At 58.2% G+C, this 18,760-nt stretch carries 19 protein-coding genes; 3 read left to right on the top strand and 16 right to left on the bottom strand.

Annotated features, from left to right (window positions below; genetic code table 11):
- Positions 1 to 117 precede the first annotated feature (117 nt).
- The 7 genes from dedD to pdxB form a co-directional block, all read right to left on the bottom strand.
- Positions 118 to 804: a cell division protein DedD gene (dedD, locus tag NQ230_RS07225; protein WP_121425253.1), complete on the bottom strand. Its 687-nt coding sequence runs from the start codon at positions 802 to 804 to the stop codon at positions 118 to 120.
- A complete protein-coding gene (folC, locus tag NQ230_RS07220) occupies positions 794 to 2,062 on the bottom strand; it encodes a bifunctional tetrahydrofolate synthase/dihydrofolate synthase (RefSeq protein ID WP_257260606.1) in 1,269 nt (422 codons plus the stop codon). Before folC ends, dedD begins: the two co-directional genes overlap by 11 nt.
- Before the next feature lie 70 nt (positions 2,063 to 2,132).
- Complete coding sequence (gene accD / locus NQ230_RS07215; RefSeq protein WP_023336427.1) at positions 2,133 to 3,038, bottom strand: acetyl-CoA carboxylase, carboxyltransferase subunit beta; 906 nt, start codon at positions 3,036 to 3,038, stop codon at positions 2,133 to 2,135.
- Positions 3,039 to 3,192: 154 nt separating this feature from the next.
- Positions 3,193 to 3,852: a DedA family protein gene (locus NQ230_RS07210; RefSeq protein ID WP_121425249.1), complete on the bottom strand. Its 660-nt coding sequence runs from the start codon at positions 3,850 to 3,852 to the stop codon at positions 3,193 to 3,195.
- A 28-nt stretch (positions 3,853 to 3,880) separates the two neighbouring features.
- Positions 3,881 to 4,693 carry a tRNA pseudouridine(38-40) synthase TruA gene (truA, locus tag NQ230_RS07205; RefSeq protein ID WP_257260605.1) on the bottom strand — a complete coding sequence of 271 codons (813 nt, stop codon included), beginning with the start codon at positions 4,691 to 4,693 and terminating at the stop codon, positions 3,881 to 3,883.
- Positions 4,693 to 5,706 (bottom strand): aspartate-semialdehyde dehydrogenase, encoded by a 1,014-nt coding sequence (locus tag NQ230_RS07200; RefSeq protein WP_024908943.1) that lies wholly within the window; start codon positions 5,704 to 5,706, stop codon positions 4,693 to 4,695. The genes truA and NQ230_RS07200 overlap by 1 nt, the downstream gene beginning before the upstream one ends.
- A gap of 67 nt (positions 5,707 to 5,773) precedes the next feature.
- Positions 5,774 to 6,910: a 4-phosphoerythronate dehydrogenase PdxB gene (gene pdxB, locus NQ230_RS07195; RefSeq protein WP_213820420.1), complete on the bottom strand. Its 1,137-nt coding sequence runs from the start codon at positions 6,908 to 6,910 to the stop codon at positions 5,774 to 5,776.
- 113 nt (positions 6,911 to 7,023) lie between these two features.
- Here pdxB and flk point away from each other — a divergent pair, with 113 nt between their 5' ends.
- Entirely contained in the window at positions 7,024 to 8,028 is a 1,005-nt protein-coding gene (gene flk / locus NQ230_RS07190; protein ID WP_257260601.1) for a flagella biosynthesis regulator Flk, read from the top strand.
- Positions 8,029 to 8,118: 90 nt separating this feature from the next.
- Here flk and NQ230_RS07185 read toward each other — a convergent pair whose 3' ends face one another.
- Positions 8,119 to 9,297, bottom strand: a complete 1,179-nt coding sequence (locus tag NQ230_RS07185) for an MFS transporter (RefSeq protein ID WP_159514626.1) — start codon at positions 9,295 to 9,297, stop codon at positions 8,119 to 8,121.
- A gap of 68 nt (positions 9,298 to 9,365) precedes the next feature.
- Complete coding sequence (fabB, locus tag NQ230_RS07180; protein WP_257260599.1) at positions 9,366 to 10,583, bottom strand: beta-ketoacyl-ACP synthase I; 1,218 nt, start codon at positions 10,581 to 10,583, stop codon at positions 9,366 to 9,368.
- 158 nt (positions 10,584 to 10,741) lie between these two features.
- On the opposite strand from fabB, the gene mnmC reads away from it, so the two are divergent.
- Entirely contained in the window at positions 10,742 to 12,739 is a 1,998-nt protein-coding gene (mnmC, locus tag NQ230_RS07175) for a bifunctional tRNA (5-methylaminomethyl-2-thiouridine)(34)-methyltransferase MnmC2/FAD-dependent 5-carboxymethylaminomethyl-2-thiouridine(34) oxidoreductase MnmC1 (RefSeq protein WP_257260597.1), read from the top strand.
- Positions 12,740 to 12,804: 65 nt separating this feature from the next.
- Here mnmC and NQ230_RS07170 read toward each other — a convergent pair whose 3' ends face one another.
- From NQ230_RS07170 to prmB, 6 genes are read right to left on the bottom strand one after another with little or no spacing between them, the layout of a single operon-like run.
- A complete protein-coding gene (locus tag NQ230_RS07170; protein WP_033146100.1) occupies positions 12,805 to 13,080 on the bottom strand; it encodes a YfcL family protein in 276 nt (91 codons plus the stop codon).
- A gap of 13 nt (positions 13,081 to 13,093) precedes the next feature.
- Entirely contained in the window at positions 13,094 to 13,639 is a 546-nt protein-coding gene (locus tag NQ230_RS07165; RefSeq protein ID WP_252032595.1) for an elongation factor P hydroxylase, read from the bottom strand.
- A complete protein-coding gene (locus NQ230_RS07160) occupies positions 13,639 to 14,448 on the bottom strand; it encodes a sulfite exporter TauE/SafE family protein (RefSeq protein WP_121425240.1) in 810 nt (269 codons plus the stop codon). The genes NQ230_RS07165 and NQ230_RS07160 overlap by 1 nt, the downstream gene beginning before the upstream one ends.
- Positions 14,448 to 15,272, bottom strand: coding sequence for a penicillin-insensitive murein endopeptidase (gene mepA, locus NQ230_RS07155; protein ID WP_023336439.1), 825 nt, complete (start codon positions 15,270 to 15,272; stop codon positions 14,448 to 14,450). The genes NQ230_RS07160 and mepA overlap by 1 nt, the downstream gene beginning before the upstream one ends.
- Before the next feature lie 2 nt (positions 15,273 to 15,274).
- Positions 15,275 to 16,360 (bottom strand): chorismate synthase, encoded by a 1,086-nt coding sequence (aroC, locus tag NQ230_RS07150; protein ID WP_029742149.1) that lies wholly within the window; start codon positions 16,358 to 16,360, stop codon positions 15,275 to 15,277.
- A gap of 60 nt (positions 16,361 to 16,420) precedes the next feature.
- Positions 16,421 to 17,353 carry a 50S ribosomal protein L3 N(5)-glutamine methyltransferase gene (prmB, locus tag NQ230_RS07145; protein WP_008502612.1) on the bottom strand — a complete coding sequence of 311 codons (933 nt, stop codon included), beginning with the start codon at positions 17,351 to 17,353 and terminating at the stop codon, positions 16,421 to 16,423.
- A gap of 145 nt (positions 17,354 to 17,498) precedes the next feature.
- Here prmB and smrB point away from each other — a divergent pair, with 145 nt between their 5' ends.
- Positions 17,499 to 18,050 (top strand): endonuclease SmrB, encoded by a 552-nt coding sequence (gene smrB / locus NQ230_RS07140; protein WP_032643455.1) that lies wholly within the window; start codon positions 17,499 to 17,501, stop codon positions 18,048 to 18,050.
- Positions 18,051 to 18,096: 46 nt separating this feature from the next.
- On the opposite strand, the gene sixA is transcribed toward smrB, so the two are convergent.
- Positions 18,097 to 18,582: a phosphohistidine phosphatase SixA gene (gene sixA, locus NQ230_RS07135; RefSeq protein WP_045330962.1), complete on the bottom strand. Its 486-nt coding sequence runs from the start codon at positions 18,580 to 18,582 to the stop codon at positions 18,097 to 18,099.
- Between the last annotated feature and the right edge of the window lie 178 nt (positions 18,583 to 18,760).

The following is an 18,760-nucleotide window of genomic DNA, read 5'->3' as shown; positions in this document are numbered from 1 at the left end:
TAACCCTCTCCCCAAAGGGGAGAGGGAACTGTACGATGCAGTATGATACAAACGCGCTCGATGCGATTTTCACCCTCTCCCCTTTGGGGAGAGGGCCGGGGTGAGGGGTAGATCTTATCAGTTCGCGCTGTAGCCCATCACCACACCGCTCAGGCCGGAGATCTGCTTCAGCTCACCGAGCGAACCTTTAAGCTTGTCTTTGGACGCTTCTGGCCCCACGAGGATACGGGTAATTTTACCCTGCACCGGCGTGGAAGGTGAAGTGTAAACACGATATCCCGCACTGCGCAGTTTGCTCACGACCTCGTTGACCTTATCGGCGTTTTTCAGTGCGCCGAGCTGAACAACGTACGCTTTTCCGGTCGGCGCCGCGTCTTGTTTTGCCGGCGGTGGGGTTTCTGACGCGGCAGCCAGCTGCTCTGCGGCTTTATCCCGCTGCGGTTTCGGCTGCGGCTTCTCAACCGGCTTCGGTTTTTCAACAGGTTTAGGCTGCTCTACCGGCACCGGATCGATATCGCTGTTGTTCGCTGCCGCCAGGCGTGACGGATCGAGCGACGGTGCGGCGGCATCGCCTGCACGCACCTCTTCCGCCGCCCCTTCCGGAGGCTGAGCAGGCAGCGCCTGCGTCGCCGCTGGCAGCATATCCGGCTCATCGCGGTCACCCGGTTTCGGCACCAGCGGAATAGCGGCAAACTCGTCCTGATAATGCTTTTTCTGCCCGTCGAGCAGACCCGGGAGAATAATCACCCCGAGCGCGACCAGCACAATGGTTCCTGTTAAACGGTTCTGAAACTTACTCGCCACCGGTTCTCCCCGCGTCCATCACTTCCATGACATGTGCCACCGTGTGGAATGACCCACACACCAGCACGGTATCTTCTGGTTTAGCATCCGCCATCGCGGCATGCCAGGCCTGAGCCACGCTACTGTAGATTGCGCCTTTGCCGAGATGTTCCATCAGCTGCTCAGCCGTCGCGCCGCGCGGCCCCTCCAGAGGAGCACAATACCAGCTATCGACCACACTCTCCATGCAGGCCAGCGTCCCGCCGATATCTTTATCATGAAGCATACCGATAACCGCCAGCACGCGCCCGGTTTTTGGTAACGATTTGAGACGTCCCGCGAGATACGCCGCCGCATGCGGGTTATGCGCCACGTCCAGAATCAGGCGCGGTGACTCGCTGACAATCTGGAAACGCCCGGGCAGAATTGCGTTCTGAATGCCGTCGCGGATCTCCTGCTCGCCGACCGCGAGGCCGCTGGCGCGCAGTGCCGCCAGCGCGGTTGCCGCGTTCGGCTGCGGCACCTGCGGCAGCGGCAGGTTGTCCAGCGCGCCCTGCGCATCGCTAAAGCGCCAGACGTTTTCCTGAACCTCATACTGCCAGTCAACGCCGCGGCGCAGCAGACGCGCGCCCTTCTCGTTTGCCACGTCAGCAATGGTGTACGGCATATCCGGCTCGCCGACCACGGCGGGCTTATTTGCGCGAAAAATACCGGCCTTCTCGCGGCCAATACTTTCACGATCCGGGCCCAGCCAGTCGATATGGTCCAGCGCGATACTGGTGACTACCGCCACGTCCGCATCCACCATATTGGTCGCATCAAGACGTCCGCCCAACCCTACTTCCAGGATCACCACATCCAGCTGCGCCTGTTTGAACAGCCACAGCGCCGACAGGGTGCCGTATTCAAAATAGGTTAATGAGATTTCGCCGCGCGCGGCTTCAATTTCCGCGAACGACGCCGTATGCGCCGATTCTGGCAGCTCGCTGTTCTGCACGCGAACGCGCTCGGTATAGCGGACCAGGTGTGGAGAGCTGTACACGCCAACTTTGTAACCCGCGGCCATCAGGACAGATTCCAGCGTGCGGCAGGTAGTGCCTTTACCGTTGGTGCCCGCGACGGTGAACACGAAAGGTGCCGGTTTGAGCACATCAAGACGCGCGGCGACCTGGCTTACGCGCTCAAGCCCCATATCGATGGTTTTACTGTGCAGGTTTTCCAGATAAGAAAGCCACGCGGCCAGGGGCGACGTGGCTTGGGGAATGCTTTTATTTTCCATAATGCCCGGTTGTCATTAACAGATTAGAAAGCAAAAGGGCAGCGCCAACCGGCCCTGCCCTTTTCAGTTATCAGGCCTCGGGTTCCTGATCCGGTACCACCACGCCTTCGCGCGGCTCATCCGGGTTTGGCGCTGGCAGATTCATCAGCTTCGCCAGGATGCTCGCCAGCTTCAGGCGCATTTCCGGACGGCGGACAATCATGTCGATAGCACCTTTCTCAATGAGGAACTCACTGCGCTGGAAGCCCGGCGGCAGCTTTTCACGAACGGTCTGCTCGATAACGCGAGGCCCCGCAAAGCCGATCAGCGCTTTTGGCTCAGCGATGTTCAGATCGCCCAGCATCGCGAAGCTCGCGGAGACGCCGCCCATGGTAGGGTCGGTTAGCACGGAGATGTACGGAAGACCGCGCTCCTGCATTTTCGCCAGCGCAGCAGAGGTTTTCGCCATCTGCATCAGCGACATCAGCGCTTCCTGCATACGCGCACCGCCGGAGGCAGAGAAGCAGATCAGCGGACAGTTGTCTTCCAGAGCCTGCTCTACGGCACGCACGAAGCGCGCACCGACCACGGAGCCCATAGAGCCGCCCATAAAGGCGAACTCAAAGGCAGCGGCGACAACCGGCATCTCATGCAGGGTGCCTTTCATGACGATCAGCGCGTCTTTCTCGCCGGTCTCTTTCTGTGCAGAGGCCAGACGATCTTTGTATTTTTTGGAATCGCGGAACTTCAGCACGTCTTTTGGCTCGAGTTCGCTACCCAGCTCTACCAGAGAGCCTTCGTCCAGCAGGCTATGCAGGCGGTTGCGCGCCGACATACGCATATGGTGGTCACACTTCGGACACACCTCAAGGTTGCGCTCCAGCTCTGCGCGATACAGAACCTGACCGCAGCTATCACACTTCGTCCATACCCCTTCAGGAATGCTCGCTTTGCGCGTCGGGGTAATGTTGCTTTTAATTCGTTCAATCCAGCTCATTGATAACCTTTCTGCCTGAACCTGGTCGTATGCCAGTTTTGCTATAAGAGGCGAATAATGCCATTTTTGCCTCCAACAGACCATGAATGTTGCACATTAAAACATAACAGCCCGAAACTTTGGATAAAAAAGTGGTCGAACCGCCAGCGTGCATTTACTTCGCTTGTTTTGCCGCCGCACGTTTGTGACGAATGATTTCGATAACGCCCGGCAGTACGGAAAGCACAATAATCGCTACAATCAGTAACTTAAGGTTTTCCTGAACCACCGGAAGATCGCCAAACAGGTAGCCTGCGTAGGTAAACAGCAGTACCCACAGCAGCGCGCCAATCACGTTGTATGCCGCAAAATGACGATAGGACATATGCCCCATTCCCGCCACAAACGGTGCAAATGTGCGCACAATAGGCACAAAACGCGCAAGGATAATGGTTTTTCCGCCATGGCGTTCATAGAACGCATGGGTTTTGTCTAAATAGCTGCGGCGGAAAATTTTCGAATCAGGATTGCTGAAAAGCCGCTCACCGAATACCCGTCCAATCGTATAGTTGACCGCATCACCGACAATGGCGGCAATCACCATCAGCACAACCATAAGATGCACGTTCAGATCGTTAGTGGGTAACGCCGATAGCGCCCCGGCAACGAACAGCAGTGAATCCCCCGGCAGGAATGGGGTAACGACCAGACCGGTTTCACAAAACAGAATGAGGAACAGAATGGCGTAAACCCAGACGCCATACTGCGCGACCAGCTCCGCCAGGTGAACATCAATATGCAGAATGAAATCAATCAAAAAACGAATTACGTCCATATTGTCTAAGCCCTAATTGCACCTTTGTTTAGTCCGCTAAAAACAGCGGGCCCATTGGCGGTTTCGGCAGGTCAAATCGATCCGGATAGTCTACTGAGACCAGATACAATCCTTCCGCTTTCGCCGTGGCTGCCGCAAGCGTTCTGTCCTTCGCTGCCAGCAGGTCTGCAATCCAGCTCTCCGGCTGGTGTCCGGCACCCACTTCCATCAGGCTGCCCACAATATTCCGAACCATATGATGTACAAAGGCATTGGCTTTGATATCCACCACCACATACGCGCCAAAACGGCTGACGTTTATGTGCATGACGTTGCGCCACGGCGTGCGGGACTGACACTGCACCGCACGAAACGACGTAAAGTCATTTTCACCAATCAGGCACTGCGCCGCGCGATGCATACGTTCCGCATCAAGCGGCTCATAAAAATGCGTCACGCCCTGGCTTAACACCGCCGGGCGCAGGCGCTGGTTGTAGATGACATACCGGTAGCGACGCGCCGTGGCGCTGAAGCGCGCGTGAAAATCATCCGGCACAGTTTTTACCCAACGCACCGCAATGTCACCAGGCAAATTCGCATTTACACCCAGGGTCCAGGCTGCATCCTTACGCACGGCGGTGGTTTCAAAGTGAACCACCTGCCCCGTACCGTGAACACCCGCGTCCGTACGTCCTGCGCACAGGACGTTAATCGGCTCGTTTGCTACCTGCGAGAGCGCTTTCTCCAGCTTTTCCTGGACGCTGCGCACCTCGTTCTGACGCTGCCAGCCATAATATTTACTGCCATCGTACTCAATGCCGAGGGCAATTCTATGGACCGGCTTTTGTTCCACGTCTGACATCAGTACAGGTACTCCTGCACCAGTTTTTCAGCGATTTTGACCGCCATCAGCGCGCCGCCAAAGCGGACGTTGTCAGCAACCGACCAGAACTGAACCTGCTCCGGCATACCGTAATCGTTACGCACGCAGCCAACGGAAAGATGCGCGCTGCCGGTGGCATCGCCAACCTGCGTCGGGAACTCGCTCTCTTCAGAGAGCACGATGTCTTCACCGCGGCCAAACGCGTCGCGCGCCTCTTCTGCCGCCAGCGGACGCAGGGCTTCAAAGCCAACCATCTGCGCGTGGCCGTAGAAGACCGGGGACTGCACGACGTTCGCGGAGATCATCAGGCCATCATCCTGCAGAATTTTACGCACTTCATCGACGATGCGGCGCTCTTCGCGCACGGAGCCCTCGCGGTCCGGCAGCAGCGGCAGCATGTTGAACGCCAGCTGGCGGCCAAAGAAATCATCTTCATCAATCGGGATACCGTTCAACAGCTTCGCGCTCTGCCCGGCCAGCGCGTCAACGGCCTTTTTGCCGTTCGCGGACGCGGAAAGCAGGCTGGTGACGGTAATGCGCGACAGGCCGCCGTCGTCGATCAGCGGCTTCAGGGCGGTCAGCAGCTGGCTGGTCAGGCTGTTCGGGACCGCAATGACGTTACGGTTGCGGTAGTCAGCCAGCACAAACGGGTTCACGTCCGGCACCACCAGCGGCACATCCGGCTCCATTGAGAACAGGCCGCTCAGGTCGATCACCAGGCAGCCTGCGTTGGTCGCTTCTTCAACGTACGCAGCAGTCGCTTCAGCACCCGCGGCGAAAAACGCCAGCTGCGCCTGCGTCCAGTCGAACGCTGCCGCGTCCTGGACCATAACGGATTTACTGTTAAAACGCAGATGCTCACCTGCGCTGTCGGTACGCGCCAGCGCATAGATGTCGCCCACCGGGAACTGACGCTCAGCAAGGGTTTCGAGCAGGGCTTCGCCCACGGCACCCGTGGCACCTAAAATGGCAATGTTCCAGCCTTCAGACATGGTGGTTTACTCCAGAAATAAAAAAGCGTCCCTGTCGGAGTATCCGACAGGGAGCATTAAGAAGACATTAATGCGCCGGGTGATGAACGGCGTTAAATCCCAGCTTATGCAGCAGCGTCGCCGCCGACGCGTCGTCGCACATCACATACAGGGAAGACCACTCGCGGCGCTCAACGTAGTTCTTGCGCAGCTTATCAAACTCACCCGGGATCCCCGCCACTTTACGCAGCAGCGCATCATCGCGGCGCACATCATACACCAAATGCACCAGCCTTTTCAGCGTTGCCTGATCGAGCGGGCCGTGCAGGGTGATGCGGCCAAATTCAGGCGCGGGGAGTAAGGTATCGAGCGCTACCTGCTGCGGATGGCCGATAAAAGCGCTGTAGGCCTCGAAGACCTGCGTCGTACCGCGCGCTTTCCCCTCAAGGGTATAACCGGCGATATGCGCCGTGCCCACGTCCACCTTGTTAAGCAGCTCAACGTTGAGATCCGGCTCCGGCTCCCAGACGTCCAGCACCACGCTGAGGTCTTGTCCTTCATTCAGACATCTCAGCAGCGCGGCGTTATCTACGACCGGACCCCGGCAGGCATTTATCAGAATAGTGCCAGCCTTCAGACGACGGATCAGCGCCTCGTCAGCAAGATGCAGCGACTTATACGGCCCCTCTTTAAACAGCGGCGTGTGGAACGTCAGCACGTCACACTGTTCGACCAGCTCGTCCAGCGAGCGGAAATCGCCCTCATCGCCGTTGTCTTTGCGCGGCGGATCGCACAGCAGCGTGCGGATCCCAAATGCTTCAAAGCGCTTTTGCAGGCGTCCGCCGACGTTACCCACGCCGACAATCCCCACGGTGCGGTCTTTCAGCGCAAACCCGTCGCGCTCGGCCAGCATCAGCAGCGAGGAGAAAACGTATTCCACAACGGCAATGGCGTTACAGCCCGGCGCGGCGGAAAAACCGATTCCAGCCTGCTTCAGCCACTTATCATCCACATGATCGGTCCCTGCCGTTGCGGTTCCGACAAACTTAATCGCTTTACCGGCAAGCAACGCCTCATTTACCTTGGTCACCGAGCGCACCATCAGCGCGTCTGCGTCATCCAGTTCGTTGACCGGGATCGGGCGACCAGGGACAGCCTTAACGTTACCCAGGCGGCTAAACAGCTCACGGGCATAAGGCATATTTTCATCAACGAGGATTTTCACGTCTGAGTACCTGTTTGAGAGGAAGAAAACCTGTCAAGTGTGCCATAATCTGGCCGCCAGGCATATACGTATACCTGGTTTACGCTGAGTTTTGACTTTAAGGATTTTTGACGATGCAGCCCATTTCAGGTACGCCGCCACGCCCTCCGGGTGAAGGCCCCGTCACGCCAAACGTTGCCGGTGAACAACCGCTATCCACGCAACAGCGCACCGTGCTGGAGCGACTGATCACGCGCCTGATTGCGCTGACTTCACAGCAAAACGCGGAAGTCTGGGCCGGGGTTAAGCATGATCTAGGCGTGAGGAACGACGCACCGCTGCAGTCGCGTCATTTCCCTGCTGCCGAGCAAAACCTGAACCAGCGTATCAATAACGCGCAGCAGAACCACACCACGCGCCAGATTGTTGCTCAGCTGACGGAGCTGCTGGGCCAGGGCAATAACCGCCAGGCGGTGAGTGATTTTATTCGCCAGCAGTATGGTCAGACCGCGCTGGGGCAGCTGACGCCCGACCAGCTCAAAACCGTGCTGACCCTGCTGCAGAACAACGAGCTGTCGATTCCGCAGCCTCAGGTGCGCCCGGCGACCGAGCGTTCGCTGCTGCCCGCCGAGCACAACACGCTCAAGCAGATGGTGACAAAGCTGGCTGCGGCCACCGGCGAACCGACGAAGCTTATCTGGCAATCCATGCTGGAGCTGTCCGGCGTGAAGGCGGGTGAGCTGATCCCGGCCAAACAGTTTACTCATCTGGTAACCTGGCTCCAGGCGCGCCAGACGCTCAGCGCCCAGAATGCCCCTACCCTGCATACCGTCCAGGCGGCACTGAAGCAGCCGCTTGAGCCGCATGAGCTCGACGTGATTCGGGATTACGCCCAGCAAAACTGGCAGGCCACGCCGCAAACGGTACTGACCACCGCGCAGGTGCAGGATCTGCTCAATCAAATCTTCGTTCGTCGCGCCGAGCGTGAAGGCGGCGTGCCGGAGGTGAGAAACATTCAGCCGATCTACAGCCCGCTGTTTGCGCCGGTCGTCGAGACGTTCAGGACGCTCTCTGCGCGTCCGGGGTTGATGTTTATTGCGCTACTGATTGCACTGGCGATTTTCTGGCTGGTTGCCTGAGGTTTTGCCCGGTGGCGCGGCGCTTACCGGGCCTACAACGGCTCGAATCGTAGGCCGGGTAAGGCGCAGCCGCCACCCGGCAACAACGGCTCAAGTCCTGCGAAACGCCACCAGCGTCACCACGATCCCCACCACCGCAGAAACCGCACCGGCCAGGAAGACGGACGGATAACCAAACGAGGTGGCTAACACCCCGGCCAGCGGTCCGGTTACCCCGTATGAGATATCCTGAAACGCCGCATAGCCGCCCAGCGCCGTACCGCGCACCTGCGGGGCCACGCGCTTCACCACTTCAACGCCCAGCGCCGGGAAGATCAGTGAACAGCCGCAGCCGGTTAGCGCCGCGCCAAGCAGCGCAACGGATGCCACGGGTGCATTCCACAGCAGCAGCAGACCCACGGTCTCTATCATCAGCGACGCTACCGCGACCTTCACGCCGCCGAAGCGATCCGGCATCCAGCCAAAAAGCACGCGCATCAGCACAAACGCGCCGCCAAACGCGGTAAGCGTAAAACCGGCCATCGCCCAGCCGCGGCTCATAAAATAGAGCGAGACGAAGGTACCAATCACCGCAAAACCCACGCCCTGCAGCGCCAGGCCAAGACCCGGCTGCCAGATCTGGCCGACCACGCTCCACAGGGAAGGACGCTCGCCTTTGTGCGCGGGCACCTTACGGACCGAACCGTTAAACGCCCACGCCAGCAGGGGTAAAACCATCGTGGTGGCGGCCAGCGCCGCAAACCCAAACTGGCTATTGATCAGCAGCCCAAGCGGTGCGCCTGCGGCCAGCGCGCCATAGATGGCCATGCCGTTCCAGGACATCACCTTGCCGGAGCGTGCCGGCCCCACCAGACCCATTCCCCAGGTCAGGGTGCCGGTCAGCAGCTGGCTTTCACCAAAGCCAAGGATTAAACGGCCCAGCACCAGCAGCGCAAATTTATACGCGGCGTCTACCGGCAGCAGAGCAGCCAGCAGCCATGCGCCGCCCGCCAGCCCACAGGCAAACATCCCCTGTAATGCCGAACGTTTTGCACCGTGCTGATCCGCCAGCCGTCCGGCGTAACCGCGGGTTAATACCGTGGCTAAAAACTGAATGCCCACGGCAATGCCGACCATGGTGTTGCCATAGCCCAGTTCCTGATGAACGAACAGCGGGATCACCGGCAGCGGCAGGCCAACGGTCATATAGGTTAGAAATACCGCAAAAGCGATGCGGAACAGCGAGATGTTCCCGGACGTGGCGTTTTTTTCTGAGGTTGCGGCCGTCATGCATAACTCCGAATTCAGGCATAAAAAAAGGGAGCCATCAGGCTCCCTTCTACTATACATTCAAACGCTTATGCTTTCAGCTTACGCATTACCAGCGTGGCGTTGGTGCCACCGAAGCCGAAGCTGTTTGACATGACGGTGGTCAGCGTCACGTCCATTGGTTTGGTCACGATGTTCAGGCCAGCAGCCTGCTCGTCCATCTCATCAATGTTGATGCTTGGCGCGATAAAGCCGTTTTCCAGCATCAGCAGAGAGTAGATCGCTTCCTGCACGCCAGCCGCACCCAGAGAGTGACCGGTCATGGCTTTGGTCGCGGAGATCGCCGGGCTGTTGTCGCCGAAGACTTCACGGATCGCACCCAGCTCTTTCACGTCGCCTACCGGAGTAGAGGTACCGTGGGAGTTCAGGTAGTCGATTGGGGTGTCAACGCCGTGCATCGCCATCTTCATGCAGCGCACCGCGCCTTCGCCGGATGGCGCAACCATGTCGGCGCCATCAGACGTTGCACCGTAGCCCACGATCTCAGCGTAGATGTGCGCGCCGCGTGCCAGGGCATGCTCAAGCTCTTCAACCACAACCATACCGCCGCCGCCAGCGATAACGAAACCGTCACGGTGCGCATCATAGGTACGGGAGGCTTTATCCGGGGTTTCATTGTACTTGGTGGACAGTGCGCCCATCGCGTCGAATTCACAGGCCATTTCCCAGCCCAGCTCTTCGCCGCCGCCAGCAAATACGATGTCCTGTTTACCCAACTGGATCTGCTCAACAGCATTACCGATGCAGTGTGCGGAAGTCGCACACGCGGAGCTGATGGAGTAGTTCACACCGTGGATTTTGAATGGGGTCGCCAGGCACGCGGAAACCGCAGAACCCATGGCTTTAGTCACCACGTACGGACCTACTGCTTTCAGACCACGCGGGCTACGCATTGCGTCAGCGCCGAATACCTGCGCTTTTGACGAGCCGCCGGAACCGGCGATCAGACCCACGCGCGGGTTGTTCTGATAAACCTCTTCACTCAGGCCGGAATCTTTGATCGCTTCCTGCATGGAGAGATAAGCATAAATAGAGGCATCGTTCATGAAACGAACCACTTTGCGGTCAATCAAACCGGTGGTGTCCAGTTTGACGTTACCCCATACGTGGCTACGCATACCTGAATCTTTAAACTCTTCAGAGAAAGTGATCCCGGAGCGTCCTTCACGCAGAGATGCCAGGACTTCCTGCTGGTTATTACCGATGCTGGAAACAATGCCCAGGCCAGTAATCACTGCACGTTTCATTCAATACCTCTGTAAGTCGCACTATAGTAAGTTTCGAGTCGCACAATAGCGTACACTTGTACGCCGAACAAGTCCGATCAGACATTTTCTGCGGAAATTTGCACCGATGGACTCACATCGTTAAGATCGTGCCACTGCCTGTCAGACGAGTAACTTACGTGAAACAAAACGCTATACAACCCGCCAACCTCGAATTCAACGCTGAGGGTACACCTGTTTCCCGAGATTTTGATGACGTCTATTTTTCTAATGATAACGGACTCGAAGAAACTCGCTATGTTTTCCTCGACGGAAACCAGCTCAGCACCCGCTTCCCGGAGCATTCGCGCAGCCTGTTTGTGGTCGCGGAAAGTGGATTCGGCACCGGGCTGAATTTTTTAACCCTCTGGCAGGCGTTTAACCAGTTTCACGCTGCACACCCTGAGGCTACGCTACAAAGATTACATTTCATCAGTTTCGAAAAATTCCCGCTCACCGCGCACGATCTGCGGCTCGCTCATCAGCGCTGGCCAGAGCTTGCCACCCTGGCGGAGCAGCTTCAGGCGCAGTGGCCGCCTCACATCGGCGGCTGCCACCGTCTGATTCTGGACGGCGGACGCGTAACGCTGGATTTATGGCTTGGCGACATCAATGACCTGACCGATACGCTCGATGATTCGATGAATCAGACGGTGGACGCGTGGTTCCTGGACGGCTTTGCCCCCGCCAAAAACCCGGACATGTGGAGCCAGCATCTGTTTAGCGCGATGGCCCGGCTGGCGCGTCCTGGCGCAACGCTTGCCACCTTCACCTCGGCAGGCTTTGTCCGCCGCGGGCTGCAGGAGGCGGGCTTTACCATGCAGAAGACCAAAGGCTTTGGCCGCAAGCGCGACATGCTGGTCGGCAGAATGGAGCAGACGCTGGACGTTCCCGCTCAGGCGCCCTGGTTTGCACGCCGCGCCAGCGCATCACGTGAGGTGGCGATAGTCGGCGGGGGGATCGCCAGCGCCCTGCTGTCCCTCGCGCTTCTCCACCGTGGCTGGCAGGTCACGCTCTACTGTGCTGACGATGCGCCAGCAAGCGGCGCCTCCGGCAACCGCCAGGGGGCGCTCTATCCGCTTTTAAGCGCGCATGACCCGGCCCTGTTCCGGTTTTTCCCGGCGGCGTTTACCTTCGCACGTCGCCTGTACGACGCCCTGCCGGTGGCGTTTGACCATGACTGGTGCGGCGTGACGCAGCTCGGCTGGGATGAAAAGAGCCAGCAGAAAATCACGCAGATGCTGTCGCTGGGCCTGCCTGACGAGGTTGCCCGTGCGGTGAGTGCGCAAGAGGTGGCAGACACCGCTGGCGTGGAAACCGGCTGTGGGGGAATTCAGTATCCGCTCGGCGGCTGGCTGTGCCCGGCTGAGCTGACCGCGGCGGTCATTGCCCTGGCGCAGTCGCGCGGGCTGACGGCGCATTATGCTCACACCGTTGAATCGCTGAGCCGAAGCGAGCGCTGGAATCTGCGTTTTGCGGATGGCAAAGCGGCGAGCCATGCCAGCGTTGTGCTGGCAAACGGGCATAACATCAGCCAGTTTATCCAGACAGAAACGTTGCCGGTTTATCCGGTCGGCGGCCAGGTAAGCCATATTCCTTCCGCGCCCGAACTGAGCAAACTGCGTCAGGTGCTGTGCTATGACGGCTATCTGACGCCGCAAAATCCGTCTAACGGTCATCACTGCATCGGGGCCAGCTACCATCGTGGCGAAACGGATATGCGCTACAGCGACGCGGATCAGGCGCAGAACCGCCAGCGCCTGATTGACTGTTTCCCGAATGCGGCATGGGCGCAAGAGGTTGACGTCAGCGAGGGGGAAGCGCGCTGCGGCGTTCGCTGCGCCACCCGCGATCATCTGCCGATGGCGGGAAATGTGCCGGACTATGAGGCAACGATTGAGGCCTATCAGGACCTTGCTGATAACCGGGATAACGGGGTAAGCGCGCCGGTTTATCCGGAGCTGTATATGCTGGGTGGATTAGGGTCTCGCGGGCTGTGTTCCGCACCGCTGCTGGCAGAAGTGTTAGCCGCGCAAATGAGCGACGAGCCGATTCCGCTGGACAGGGTTACGCTTGCGGGGCTAAATCCGAATCGCTTGTGGGTACGGAAGCTGCTGAAGGGGAAGAAGGTTAAGTAGGGTGCGGTCAAATCCCCTCACCCTGGCCCTCTCCCCAAAGGGGAGAGGGAAGAGAAGGCGGCGGCTTAGCGTTTAGCCTGCTGGAACAAAGTGTCCCACATGCCCAGCACCAGTGACTGGTCGCGCGGAGAGAGCTCCCCGGCCAGAATGGCTTTTTCCAGGCTGCGAGTGACTTCAGCGTGAACGGCGTCGGCAGAGTGATCGTCACCCGCTTCCAGCTCGGCTACCGCGAGCGTCAGGTGACCACGCAGATAACCGCTGGCGAACAGCTCATCATCACTGGCGTGTTCCACCATGTCATCAATTAACGCCAGAATGCGTGATTCAAATTCTGCGATCATCTTCTTTCCTCTGTTAAAGATCTTCCGGCCAAGGGAAGCATTCCGCCGTGATAACCGGCGTGTGGTAATAATTCTGTAAGGCCTCGATCAGGCGTGCCGGACGTGCCGGGATGCCTTTCTCAAGATATTCCATCACCTGCGCGTGAACGCGGCGCTGGAAGACGATACGGTCTGGCTCGAAGTCACCTTCGAGGTTGTCACAGCTGACGTTGAACGGGAAACCCGCCGCGACGCAGAATAGCCATTCCAGCGCCTGCGGCTTCACTTCCACATCCTCAAACTGCCCCTGGGTAGCGGCGTCACGCCCGTCCGGGCAGTACCAGTAGCCGAAGTCCACCAGCTCACGCCGCGCTTTCCCCGCAATGCACCAGTGCGAAATCTCGTGCAAGCCGCTGGCATAAAAGCCGTGGGCAAAGACGATGCGGTTATACGGAACCTCTGCATCAGCAGGAAGATAGATCGGTTCGTCGTCGCCTTTAATCAGACGGGTATTAAAATCGTCAGCAAAACAGCCGTCGAAAATCTCAATCAGCTGTTCGTATTTATGCGTACTGTTCATTAGTGCATCCCCAACCAGGTGAGGATCTCCTGTCCATGGCTATCATAAAGAAGTTTGGCGCTCATTACGGCCGAGACGATGACGATCATCGGGCGAATAAGTTTTTGTCCTTTGCTTAACACCAGACGCGAGCCCGCGCGCGCGCCCAGGAACTGTCCTGCCATCATCACAAATCCGGTTGCCCAGATGACCTTACCGCCGATGATAAACAGCAGCAGGCCGCCGACGTTTGAGGTCGCGTTGAGCACTTTGGCATGGGCGGTAGATTTGGCGAGGTTAAACCCGGCCAGCGTCACGAAGGCCAGCGCATAAAATGAACCGGCCCCCGGCCCGAAGAAACCGTCGTAAAAACCCACACAGCCCCCGGCAATCAGGGCAAACGGCAGGCCGTGCAGACGACGCTGGCGGTCCTCTTCACCGAGCTTAGGCATCAGCAAAAAGTAGAGGCCAATGCAGATAACCAGAATCGGCAGGATCTGACGCAAAATATCAGACTGCACGTGCTGAACCAGCAGCGCACCTGAGGTCGAGCCGATAAAGGTCATCAGAATATTCAGCTTCTGATCGGCAAGGTTTACCACCTTACGCCGAATAAAGTAGAGCGACGCGGAGAGCGATCCGCCGCAGGCCTGAAGTTTGTTCGTGGCAAGCGCCTGGGCAGGGCTCATCCCCACCGCCAGCAGTGCCGGAACGGTCAGCAAACCGCCCCCACCCGCCAGGGCATCGATAAAACCGGCTAGCATCGCAACAAAAAACAGTGCCGCCAGCATCCACGGTGACACCATAAACAGATCGACGAAATTATCCATTAAAGTACATGCTCATCCAGTAGCGCCTGGCAGGAAGGCGGCAACGGAGGCGGTGTCTTCTTCTCAGGCTTAGAGGTTCCAGGTTTTGCCGGTTCAAACCAGCTTTGCAGTTCCGCACCGCAGCCATCGCCTGGCGGTGGTAGCGGCTGATCTTCACATTCCAGGCTATTCGCCGGGCAGCGCAGACGAACGTGCATGTGCGCACGATGCTGGAACCACGGGCGCACTTTACGCAGCCAGTCGCGATCGGTTCCGGCATCAAGGCAGAGCTGCTGCTTAATGGCCGGGTTAACGAAAATCCGCGTGACGTCGTTATCTTCCGCGGCCAGCTTGATCATGCTGGATACCTCTCGCGTCCACAGGGACGGCACCACGCGCTTACCGTCGCTCGCCACCAGATCCAGCGCCTGCGGTTTCAGCAGCTGGGCGGAGGTCCAGCGGGCTTTCGGCAGCTGCAGGAAGATATCGACATCCAGTCCGGTCTGGTGACTGGCGTGTCCACCGTTAAAGCGACCGCCGGCAGGCATCCCCATATCGCCAATCAGCATCGTGCCTAGCCCCAGGTTATGCACCTGGTTTCCCAGACGCTGGATGAACAGCACCAGATCCGGGTGGCCGAAATAACGTCGCTGATCGGTGCGCATCACCTGATAGGTATCAGACTGGAGAGGAAGCTCCTGGGCACCGACGATACAGCCGTTGGAAAAGGCGCCAATGGACTGCGCGCTCCCCGCCACCGGGTGGGTGATTTTTTGCCATGGCGTCGCGGCCAGACTGGCTCCACTGGCAAGCAGCGCCAGCAGAGCAATTGCGGTTTTTTTCATGTTTACCAGCGTGGAATGGTGGTCGTCACATCCGCATTCTGCGCGCGCTGGCGCAGGAAGTGATCCATCAGCACGATCGCCAGCATCGCTTCAGCGATCGGCACCGCGCGGATCCCCACGCACGGATCGTGACGTCCTTTGGTGATCATCTCAACTTCTTCGCCATCGCGGTTAATCGTGTGGCCCGGTACGGTGATGCTGGAAGTTGGCTTCAGCGCGATGTTGGCAACAATCTGCTGCCCGCTGCTGATACCGCCCAGGATGCCGCCCGCATGGTTGCTCTGGAAGCCCGCCTTCGTGATTTCGTCGCGGTTCTGACTGCCGCGAAGCTGAACCACGTCAAAGCCGTCGCCAATCTCTACGCCCTTCACCGCGTTGATGCTCATCAGCGCGTGGGCAATGTCGGCGTCGAGACGGTCGAATACCGGCTCGCCCCAGCCAGCCGGGACGCCGTCGGCCACCACGGTGACTTTCGCCCCAATGGAGTCGCCCTCTTTTTTCAGCCCGCGCATCAGTTCGTCCAGCGCCTCCAGCTTGTCGGCATCGGCACAGAAGAACGGGTTTTGTTCAACCTGATCCCAGTCTTTGATCGCCAGCGGAATGTCGCCCATCTGGGTCAGGCAGCCGCGAATGACGATGCCAAACTTCTGCTGCAGATATTTCTTAGCAATTGCCCCTGCCGCCACGCGCATCGCGGTTTCACGCGCGGAAGAACGCCCGCCGCCGCGATAGTCGCGGAAGCCGTACTTTTGTTCGTAGGTGTAGTCGGCGTGGCCCGGACGGAAGACGTCTTTGATAGCGCCGTAGTCCTGGGAGCGCTGATCGGTGTTTTCGATCAGCAGACCAATGCTGGTCCCGGTGGTGCGGCCTTCAAAGACGCCGGAGAGAATTTTTACCTGGTCCGGCTCGCGACGCTGCGTGGTGTAGCGAGAGGTGCCCGGACGACGACGGTCGAGGTCGTGCTGTAAATCGGCTTCGGTCAGTTCGATGCCTGGCGGTACGCCATCAACGATACAGCCCAGCGCCAGCCCGTGCGACTCGCCAAAGGTGGTCACGCGGAATAACTGTCCAATACTGTTTCCTGCCATCACGGCTCCGATGTTGTTGTTTGTGTTTGAGCGTTGTGAAACGGGCCGAAGCCCGCTGGATTAATCTTTATAGATGCTGAAGTGTTCGCGCGCGTCGAGCAGCTGCGCTTTGGTCAGCATAAAGACGCCGTCACCGCCGTTGTCGAACTCAAGCCAGGTGAACGGCACATCCGGGTACTGCTCTATCAGATGTACCATGCTGTTGCCCACTTCACAAATCAGAACGCCGTCGTCGGTCAGATAATCCGGCGCGCAGGCCAGAATACGGCGCGTCAGCTTCAGGCCATCAGAGCCTGACGCCAGACCCAGCTCCGGCTCGTGACGGTATTCGTTCGGCAGATCGGACATGTCTTCCGCATCGACGTACGGCGGGTTGGTGACGATCAGATCGTACTGCAGCGTTGGCAGATCGCGGAACAGGTCAGAGCGAATTGGCGTAACGTGATGGATCAGGCCGTGCTCTTCAATGTTGTGCTCGGTCACGGCCAGCGCGTCGGTGGAGATATCGACGGCGTCCACTTCCGCTTCCGGGAAGGCGTACGCGCAGGCAATCGCGATGCAGCCGCTGCCGGTACACATATCCAGAATGTGCTGCGGCTGATGGCCGATCAGGCCTTCAAAGTGGTTGTTGATCAGCTCGCCAATCGGCGAGCGCGGCACCAGCACGCGTTCATCGACGTAGAACTCGTGGCCGCAGAACCAGGCTTTGTTGGTCAGATAGGCGACCGGGATGCGCTCGTTCACGCGGCGGATCACGCGCTCAACGATGCGGTGTTTTTCGCTGGAGGTCAGGCGCGCGGTGCGCATGTCTTCCGGGATATCCAGCGGCAGGTAGAGAGACGGCAGCACCAGCTGCACGGCTTCATCCCACGGGTTATCGGTACCGTGACCGTACCAGATATTGGCGGCGCTGAAGCGGCTAACCGACCAGCGCAACATGTCCTGTATGGTATGCAGCTCGTTTACTGCTTCATCGACAAATATTTTATCCACTCTTTCCTCCAGGGCATGCTCGCATAATTTTCGGCGGCTAGTTTGCCATGAAGACGGCGATAAATCAGCAATGACGCGTCTCGCTTGAGGTTAAAAAATGCGTTTAGTCGGGTACACTGTCGGAAATACGAGATGAGAATGACGAATGAAAAAGAAAACATCGCTCAGCGAGGAGGATCAGGCGCTCTTCCAACAGCTAATGACCGGGACGCGTAAAATCACGCAGGACACCATCGTCCATCGCCCGCAGCGTAAAAAAATCAGCGAAGTACCGGTCAAACGCCTGCTGCAGGAGCAGGCGGATAACAGCCACTATTTTTCAGATGAATTTCAGCCGCTGCTCAACACGCAGGGGGCTGTAAAATACGTGCGCGAAGACGTCAGCCATTTTGAGCTGAAAAAGTTACGTCGCGGAGATTATTCGCCGGAGCTGTTTCTCGATCTGCACGGTTTAACGCAGATGCAGGCGAAACAGGAGCTGGGAGCGTTGATCGCTGCCTGTCGCCGTGAACATGTTTTCTGCGCCTGCGTGATGCATGGCCACGGTAAACATATCCTCAAGCAACAGACGCCACTGTGGCTGGCTCAGCATCCACACGTGATGGCTTTTCATCAGGCACCCAAAGAGTACGGCGGAGATGCCGCATTGCTGGTGTTGATTGAAGTGGAAGAGTGGCAGCCGCCAGAGTTGCCCTGACAGAATGGCGGGAAGCACATTGCACCCCGCCATATCGCACGTCACGTCAGATCGCTTTTGCCATCTTCAGGTTGCACGGACTCATTTGCCAGTTGAAGACACCTTTGCCCGTTTCGTCGAGAGAAACATTGGCAATGGCGGATGTCGTGAACATCGGTGGGGTCTCGCCAGGGCACAGCTCAGATACCAGATAGCCAACCAGTGGCAGGTGGGAAATGACCAGCGCGGAAGCGACACCTTCATTGCACAGCGCCTGAAGATAAGCGCTGACAAGGCCTACATCGCCACATGGGGTGAGTTCAGGAAGAACATCCACACTGGATGGCAGGTTCATACACTCCCCTACCACGTCCAGCGTCTGTTCTGCACGCAGGAACGGACTCACCAGAACGCGTTCGATGTCCACTTTTTGACCGTTAAGCCAGGTCGCCATCAGACGAGATTCGTCGCAGCCACAGACGGTCAAAGGACGTACTGAGTCACTGGCGGCATCGAGTGCCGCGTCGCCGTGACGCATGATAAAAACTTGCATATTGCACCGCTTTTGTTAACCAGAATCACCGGCGTTAGCTACCCGCGATAAATACTGCGAGGTAGAAAACCCGATGGCCGGGCATTGTGCCTGATCCATTCGGTGAATGAAACGCTGTTTTTTACCTCAATGGCGTAAGTATAGTCAATCTCTGTTTACAAAATCGCCAGAACAGGTT

Origin of the sequence: Enterobacter asburiae (assembly GCF_024599655.1) — a bacterium.
Taxonomy (GTDB): Bacteria; Pseudomonadota; Gammaproteobacteria; order Enterobacterales; family Enterobacteriaceae; genus Enterobacter; species Enterobacter asburiae_D.
This window is presented reverse-complemented; position numbering and strand designations above follow the sequence as displayed.

Bases quoted from the DNA above. Each gene is read 5' to 3' on its own strand.
- folC (WP_257260606.1), bottom strand. From the start codon at position 2,062: ATGGAAAATAAAAGCATTCCCCAAGCCACGTCGCCCCTGGCCGCGTGG.
- aroC (WP_029742149.1), bottom strand. From the start codon at position 16,360: ATGGCAGGAAACAGTATTGGACAGTTATTCCGCGTGACCACCTTTGGC.
- sixA (WP_045330962.1), bottom strand. From the start codon at position 18,582: ATGCAAGTTTTTATCATGCGTCACGGCGACGCGGCACTCGATGCCGCC.
- fabB (WP_257260599.1), bottom strand. From the start codon at position 10,583: ATGAAACGTGCAGTGATTACTGGCCTGGGCATTGTTTCCAGCATCGGT.
- NQ230_RS07210 (WP_121425249.1), bottom strand. From the start codon at position 3,852: ATGGACGTAATTCGTTTTTTGATTGATTTCATTCTGCATATTGATGTT.
- NQ230_RS07200 (WP_024908943.1), bottom strand. From the start codon at position 5,706: ATGTCTGAAGGCTGGAACATTGCCATTTTAGGTGCCACGGGTGCCGTG.
- flk (WP_257260601.1), top strand. From the start codon at position 7,024: ATGCAGCCCATTTCAGGTACGCCGCCACGCCCTCCGGGTGAAGGCCCC.
- NQ230_RS07170 (WP_033146100.1), bottom strand. From the start codon at position 13,080: ATGATCGCAGAATTTGAATCACGCATTCTGGCGTTAATTGATGACATG.
- NQ230_RS07160 (WP_121425240.1), bottom strand. From the start codon at position 14,448: ATGGATAATTTCGTCGATCTGTTTATGGTGTCACCGTGGATGCTGGCG.
- NQ230_RS07185 (WP_159514626.1), bottom strand. From the start codon at position 9,297: ATGACGGCCGCAACCTCAGAAAAAAACGCCACGTCCGGGAACATCTCG.
- mepA (WP_023336439.1), bottom strand. From the start codon at position 15,272: ATGAAAAAAACCGCAATTGCTCTGCTGGCGCTGCTTGCCAGTGGAGCC.
- NQ230_RS07165 (WP_252032595.1), bottom strand. From the start codon at position 13,639: ATGAACAGTACGCATAAATACGAACAGCTGATTGAGATTTTCGACGGC.
- truA (WP_257260605.1), bottom strand. From the start codon at position 4,693: ATGTCAGACGTGGAACAAAAGCCGGTCCATAGAATTGCCCTCGGCATT.
- accD (WP_023336427.1), bottom strand. From the start codon at position 3,038: ATGAGCTGGATTGAACGAATTAAAAGCAACATTACCCCGACGCGCAAA.
- smrB (WP_032643455.1), top strand. From the start codon at position 17,499: ATGAAAAAGAAAACATCGCTCAGCGAGGAGGATCAGGCGCTCTTCCAA.